The following is a 4,290-nucleotide window of genomic DNA, read 5'->3' as shown; positions in this document are numbered from 1 at the left end:
GGCGGGCGGTTCAGCCTGCGCGGGGCTCCTCGTGATCGCCCGCCCGCCCGTGCCGGAGCCGGTCGGCGAGGTCGCGGACGGCGGGCACCCCACCGAAGTCCCGGACCATCGTCGCCGCCGTGGTGTGCAACCGGGTGGTCACCCGCTCGGACCTCAGGTTCTCGGCGACGTCCGCGGCGTCATGGGCCCGGGCCGCGCCTTCCTCCGGCTCGCCGTCGAGCAGGTGCACGGTGGCGAGTCCGATCAGGTTGAGTGCATACGAACGCTGGTGCCCGGTGCCCGGCTCCCCGCACTCGGCCCCGAACAGCTCGACGGCGCGGAGCATCGGTGGCTTGGCGAGGGCGGTGTACATACCGCAGCGGGCGGGGTTGTACGCCAGGTCGCGGTACGAGTGCGCGCTCTCCGCGGCGAGCTGCGCCTCGGTGAAGAAGGAGGCCCAGTCCGGATCGCCGTCGTGCGGGGAGACCTCCTCGAAGGTCTCCTCCGCGATGCGCACGGCCCGGCGGACCTTGGCCGGCGCGCCGACCGCCGCGTAGGCGCGCGCCTCGAGCGCGTGGAGCATCGACTGGACGCGGGGGGTGGCGGTGTCCCTGCTGCCGTACTGCGCGAGGTGAACGAGCTCCAGCGCGTCCTCTCCTCGTCCCAGGTGGATCATCTGGCGGGTCATGCGGGACAGGACGTAGGCGCCGAGCGGCCGGTCCTCGGCCTCCTTGGCGGCGTGCAGCGCCAGCACGAAGTACTTCTGCGCGGTCGGCTGGAGCCCGATGTCGTAGCTCATCCACCCCGCGAGCTCGGCGAGTTCGGCGGTGACGCGGAACAGCCGCCGACGCACCGACTCGGGCTGGTACTCCTGCAGCAGGTCGGTGATCTCGTGGAGCTGCCCCACGACCGCCTTCCGTCGAAGGCCGCCGCCGCAGGCGGCGTCCCAGAGGCGGAACATCGTGGTGGTCGATTCGAGGAGTTCGAGCTCCGGTCGGGAGATGCCCGCGCCGCCCCGCCGCCCGTTCGCCGTGCCGGCGGGGGACGCGGCGCGGTCGGTGACCGGGTGCTGCTCGGCGCCGTGCTGTGCGGGGACGAGCCAGCGCTGCATGGGTTCTATGAGCGCCGGGCCCGCGGACATACCGAGCGAGGTGCCGAGGAACCCCCGCCTCCCCAGCATCAGGTCGCCGCGGGTGAACTCGTTGATCAGCTGCACCGTCTGGGGTCCCGCCCAGGGGAGGTCGATCCCCGTGGTCGCCGCGGTGTGCGGCGCCGAACGCAGCCCGAGGTCCTCCACCGTCACGACGCAGCTGAACCGTTCCGAGAAGAGGTCGGAGAGGATGCGCGGTATCGGCTCCCGTGGCTGCTCGCCGTCGAGCCAGCGGCGCACGCGCGAGGTGTCCGTGCTGACGTGGTGGGCGCCGAGGTGCCGAGCGCGTCGGTTCACCTGGCGTGCCATCTCGCCCTTGGACCAGCCGCTGCGGCGGAACCAGGAGGTGAGACGTTCGTTGGGGCGTTTGGCCGCGTCAGCGTCGATCTCGCGTCGGCTCACCGTCGACCCCCGTCTCCTGGTCCGCCGGCGCCGGCGGTCCGTGCAATTGCTGTTGCCCTCGACCCGCGGCCCCGCGCGCGTCAGGGACTCGGAACCGACCGTCTCCGCGGCGGCTCCGGGCGCGCCACCGACCGGCGGACACGGAAGGGACCGACGCGCCACCGCATCAGGCCGATCACCCGCACACGGGCAGAGTTCATGCACCGTCCGACGACGGTGGGCCCGGCTTGTTGACAACGAGTCTAGATGACGATGTGTCTACGAACACACCGAACGTAATGCTGTGGACACTGCTTGCGGAGTCGACGTCGTGCAATCGCCACCATTCGCCACCCCTCTCGAGCACGTTATCGACAACGGGGCGAGTTGTACTGGGCACAGACTGTTCGACCTGATGCGAACGAAGCAGTTCCGGGGGCGCGCGCACTCCGGCGCACGCCCGGCGCAGCTCGCACGCTCCGGCGTAACCAACCACGCACCCACCCGTTGGAGGAGGCATGGGTTTCACCATCGGCGGCATGCGCGACATCCGCGAGATACGGCGGGCGCCCCGACACATCCGTCTCGGCGCCCTCCCCCCGGAAGTGACCGCCGTCGCGGAGTACACGGGCCTGTGGGGCTGGGACGTGCTCATGGGAACCCGCGCGGTCCACGCTGCGGACGGCCGCGTTCGGTGCTCGTGCGGCGGCCCCTGCGACACGCCCGGCGCACACCCGGCCCGACGCGGCCCCGTCCTGTCGGCGGGCACGACTCTCGCCGAGGTCGCCGAGCGCTGGTCGCCGGTCGGGAAGGGCGCCTCTGTACTACTGGCGACCGGCACCCGGTTCGACGCGGTGGAGGCACCGAGCGCCGCCGCCGAGTACACCGTGCTGCGGCTGGAACGGCTGGGGCTCCGACTCGGCCCCGTGGCACTGCGCCCCGACGGATCTGCCTGGTTCGTCACCGCCCCCGGCACCGCCGACCTCCTGGCGGCCACGCGCCCCGTCGGTTCACTGCGCGGGGTGGGGCGGGGCGGGCACGTCCTCGCGCCGCCGTCGGACCTCGTGGGTCCGGGGCCCATGCGGTGGCTTCGCGCCCCGGACCCCGAGAACGTCGCCGCTTTCCCCGACGCCCGGTTGCTGCTGGGCACGCTCGCCGCCGCGGCTGCGCGGGGCGACCGGCCGGTGGAACCGGCAGGGTCCCGGCCGGGTGCGTGACACGCTGGGGCACGACGCGGAGGCGAACAGACGCGTCGGCGCCCCGCAGCAATGCCGCGGGGCGCCGACATGCTGCCGTGCAGGTCCTACTGGTCGATGAGAGCGTCCACGAACGCCTCGGCCTCGAAGGGCGCCAGGTCGTCGGGCCCCTCGCCCAGACCGACGAGCTTGACGGGGACCCCGAGCTCACGCTGGACGGCGATGACGATGCCCCCCTTGGCCGTGCCGTCGAGCTTGGTCAGGACGACACCCGTGACATCGACGACCTCGGCGAAGACCCGGGCCTGGACCAGTCCGTTCTGCCCCGTGGTGGCGTCGAGCACCAGCAGCACCTCGCCGACCGGAGCCTGCTTCTCCACGACACGCTTGACCTTGCCGAGCTCGTCCATGAGCCCCGTCTTGGTGTGCAGGCGCCCCGCGGTGTCCACCAGGACCACGTCGGCCGCTTCCTGAATGCCTTCCTTCACCGCCTGGAAGGCCACGGACGCGGGATCGCCGCCCTCGGGTCCGCGCACCGTGCGGGCACCGACGCGGCTGCCCCACGTCTGGAGCTGGTCGGCCGCCGCGGCTCGGAACGTGTCCGCCGCTCCCAGCACGACCGACTTGCCGTCGGCCACCAGCACGCGGGCGAGCTTGCCGGTGGTGGTGGTCTTGCCGGTGCCGTTCACGCCGACGACCAGCGCGATGGCGGGAAGCTCGTCGCCGGCCCCGGAGACACCCCCCGCGGTGTTCACCGCCCGGTCGGCGTCGGTCGCCACCAGCTTGAGCAGCTCCTCCCGGAGCAGGGTCCGCAGGTCCTCGGGGGTACGGGTACCCAGGACACGCACCCGCTCACGGAGCCGTTCCACGAGCTCCTGGGTCGGCCCCACGCCGACATCGGCACGCAGCAGGGTGTCCTCGATCTCCTCCCAGGTCTCCTCGTCGAGGTTCTCGCGCGACAGGAGAGTGAGGAGCCCCTTGCCCAGGGAGCTCTGGGAACGGGCGAGGCGCGCACGGAGCCGGACCAGGCGCCCCTCCACCGGGGCCGGCGTCTCCACCACGGGTGCCGCCGGTTCGACGACGGGAGCCTCGACCACGTCGTCGGTGGCCCCGGGCGGGGCGGTCGTCGTGTCACCGGCCGGCGCGGGAGCGGAGTCCGCCTCTCTCGTGTCCGCCGGGGGTGCGGCCGTGGCACCGGTCCGTGTGGCGCTTCCCTCGTCCGGTGGGCCTGCCTTCCTGCGTCGGCCGGTGATGACGAGGCCGCTGACCGTGCCGAGCACGACCACGGCGATGACCACGGCGAGGATGAGGATTTCCATCGGTTCCCTAGCGTTCGCCCCGGTGCTGGGGGGAGGTGACGATTCCTGACTGAGTCCTCAGTATCACGGACCGCCGGTCGGACCGAGCTCCGGTGGGCCGCACGGCCGCCCCGTGCCGTCAGCCGACGGCCCCGCGCGCGACTGCCCCGTGCGACACACCCGGGGCGAACCACGAGGGCGTCGCGGTGCGGGCCGGGGCCGCACCGTGCGAACGCCCCGGAAGGCCGGCCGTCCGGGGAGCCGTCCGGGAAGCGAGTGAAGCGAC

The 4,290-nt window shown here is 72.9% G+C and carries 3 protein-coding genes; 1 reads left to right on the top strand and 2 read right to left on the bottom strand.

The features are described 5' to 3' along the window. Positions 1 to 10: 10 nt before the first annotated feature. Positions 11 to 1,531, bottom strand: a complete 1,521-nt coding sequence (locus HCJ92_RS22625; RefSeq protein ID WP_167935468.1) for an NsdA family TPR-like regulatory protein — start codon at positions 1,529 to 1,531, stop codon at positions 11 to 13. 497 nt (positions 1,532 to 2,028) lie between these two features. On the opposite strand from HCJ92_RS22625, the gene HCJ92_RS22620 reads away from it, so the two are divergent. Further along, entirely contained in the window at positions 2,029 to 2,727 is a 699-nt protein-coding gene (locus tag HCJ92_RS22620) for a bifunctional DNA primase/polymerase (protein WP_167935467.1), read from the top strand. An 86-nt stretch (positions 2,728 to 2,813) separates the two neighbouring features. Here HCJ92_RS22620 and ftsY read toward each other — a convergent pair whose 3' ends face one another. After that, a complete protein-coding gene (gene ftsY / locus HCJ92_RS22615; RefSeq protein WP_167935466.1) occupies positions 2,814 to 4,025 on the bottom strand; it encodes a signal recognition particle-docking protein FtsY in 1,212 nt (403 codons plus the stop codon). Positions 4,026 to 4,290: the final 265 nt, after the last annotated feature.

Source organism: Streptomyces spiramenti (genome assembly GCF_012034385.1).
Classification (GTDB): Bacteria; Actinomycetota; Actinomycetes; order Streptomycetales; family Streptomycetaceae; genus Streptomyces; species Streptomyces spiramenti.
Note: the sequence above shows the minus strand (reverse complement) of the source record. Positions and strands in the feature narration are given on the sequence as shown.